We start from the raw sequence: 1,965 nt of genomic DNA, 5'->3' as shown, positions 1-1,965 counted from the left end.
TCTTGTGACTCTGGTAAAGCTGAACCGGCACATCGACCGCCGCGATCAGACTCAACCCGCAAGCCATCCACAAGGTGCTCCAGCCCACCAGCTGCACACTGTGAATAATCGCCTGCTCCAGTGGCTCATGGGCGATTCGCAACAAGTCGTCAATGTCCGAGCGCAGCACGCTCAGCGCGACGAACAGCACCAACAGGAATTTTGCCAGGGCCTTGAGCAGCTCGATCAACGCCGTGGACGAAAACATCCGCTTGAGGCCGTTGGCCGGGTTCATTCGACTGAACTTGGGCGCCAGGCTACTGCCGGCGAACAACCAACCGCCCAGGGAAATCGGACCAATGATCGCCGCCAGCAACAAAGTGAGCAGCACCGGTTGCACCGCGATAATCGCGATCTTGCCCGACTTCAGCAAATACAGGCCCATGGCATCCGGAGTCAGCACCACTTCACGCGGCAGGGAGAAGTTCAGGCGCATGATTTCCAGCAGATCCAGCGCCAGACCGCCGCCATAGATCAGCAATCCGCCCGCACCGGCCAGCATCACCGCCAACGTATTGAGTTCTTTGGAGCRCGCGATCTCGCCCTTTTCACGGGAGTCCCTTTTGCGTTTGTCCGTGGGGTCTTCTGTCTTGTCCTGACCGCTCTCGCTTTCAGCCATGACTCAGCGCGCCTGTGCCATATCACGCAACAACTGCAAGGCCTCGGTGGCCAGCGGTTGATACTGGTTGAGAATGTCCCCCAGGCTGACCCAGAAAATCACCAGACCCAGCACCAGGGTCAGCGGAAAACCGATAGAGAAGATATTCAGTTGCGGCGCCGCGCGAGTCATGACCCCGAAGGCAATGTTGACCACCAGTAGCGCGGTGATTGCCGGTAATACCAGCAGCATCGCCGCCCCCAGCACCCAGCCCATCTTGCCGGCCATTTCCCAGAAATGATTGACCAGCATGCCACTGCCCACCGGCAGGGTGGTGAAGCTTTCCGTGAGGACTTCAAACACCACCAGATGGCCATTCATCCCCAGAAACAGCAACGTCACCAACATCGTCAAGAACTGCCCGATGACGGCCGCCGACACGCCGTTGGTGGGGTCGACCATGGACGCGAAGCCCATGCCCATCTGAATCGAAACAATCTGCCCGGCCACCACAAACGCCTGAAAGAACAACTGCAAGGAAAACCCCAGCAGCGCGCCAATCAGTATCTGTTCGGCAATCAGCAGCAGACCACTCAAGTCCAGCGGATTGACCTGCGGCATAGGCGGCAGGCCCGGCGCAATGACCACCGTTATCGCCACTGCGAAATACAGCCGGATACGCCTGGGCACCAGGGTCGTGCCGAAGACCGGCATGGTCGTCAGCACCGCGCCAACCCGAAATAGCGGCAGCATGAAGCTGGCCACCCAGGTACTGATTTGCGCATCGGTCAGCGCCAGCAATGACATGGTTTAGCCGATCAACTGCGGAATACTGGTGTACAAGCGCAGTATGTATTCCATGAAGGTTTGTATCAGCCACGGACCGGCAACGATCAGCGTGATCAGCATCACCAGCAAACGCGGGAGGAAGCTCAGGGTCTGTTCGTTGATCTGCGTGGCCGCCTGAAACATCGCCACCAGCAGCCCCACCAGCAAACTCGGAACGACCAATATGGCGACCATCATGGTGGTCAGCCAAAGCGCCTCACGGAACAGGTCTACCGCAACTTCAGGAGTCATATCGCCCTACCCGCCCACTCTGTCTAAACACCGCCGAAACTGCTCGCCAGCGTACCGATGATCAACGCCCAGCCATCCACCAGCACAAACAGCATGATCTTGAACGGCAGCGAAATGATCAGCGGCGAGAGCATCATCATGCCCATGGCCATCAGCACACTGGCAACGACCAGGTCGATGATCAGGAACGGAATGAAGATCATGAAGCCGATCTGGAACGCGGTCTTCAGCTCCGAGGTCACGAAGGC

3 protein-coding genes and 1 pseudogene are annotated in these 1,965 nt (G+C 58.3%); all 4 read right to left on the bottom strand.

Going from position 1 to position 1,965, the window contains the following annotated elements:
* A partial coding sequence (locus AC1DH9_RS28170; RefSeq protein ID WP_477809238.1) for an EscU/YscU/HrcU family type III secretion system export apparatus switch protein occupies positions 1-658 on the bottom strand: 658 nt, incomplete at its 3' end.
* Between the two features lie 3 nt (positions 659-661).
* A complete protein-coding gene (gene fliR / locus AC1DH9_RS28165) occupies positions 662-1,444 on the bottom strand; it encodes a flagellar biosynthetic protein FliR (RefSeq protein WP_427529953.1) in 783 nt (260 codons plus the stop codon).
* A gap of 3 nt (positions 1,445-1,447) precedes the next feature.
* Positions 1,448-1,717: a flagellar biosynthesis protein FliQ gene (gene fliQ / locus AC1DH9_RS28160; protein ID WP_054596295.1), complete on the bottom strand. Its 270-nt coding sequence runs from the start codon at positions 1,715-1,717 to the stop codon at positions 1,448-1,450.
* A 23-nt stretch (positions 1,718-1,740) separates the two neighbouring features.
* A pseudogene (locus AC1DH9_RS28155) lies at positions 1,741-1,965 on the bottom strand (flagellar type III secretion system pore protein FliP); the annotation flags it as partial.

This window comes from Pseudomonas sp. 05T35 (genome assembly GCF_056396605.1).
This window is presented reverse-complemented; position numbering and strand designations above follow the sequence as displayed.

Coding starts and splice junctions, on each gene's coding strand:
- fliR (WP_427529953.1), bottom strand. CDS start 1,444: ATGTCATTGCTGGCGCTGACCGATGCGCAAATCAGTACCTGGGTGGCC.
- fliQ (WP_054596295.1), bottom strand. CDS start 1,717: ATGACTCCTGAAGTTGCGGTAGACCTGTTCCGTGAGGCGCTTTGGCTG.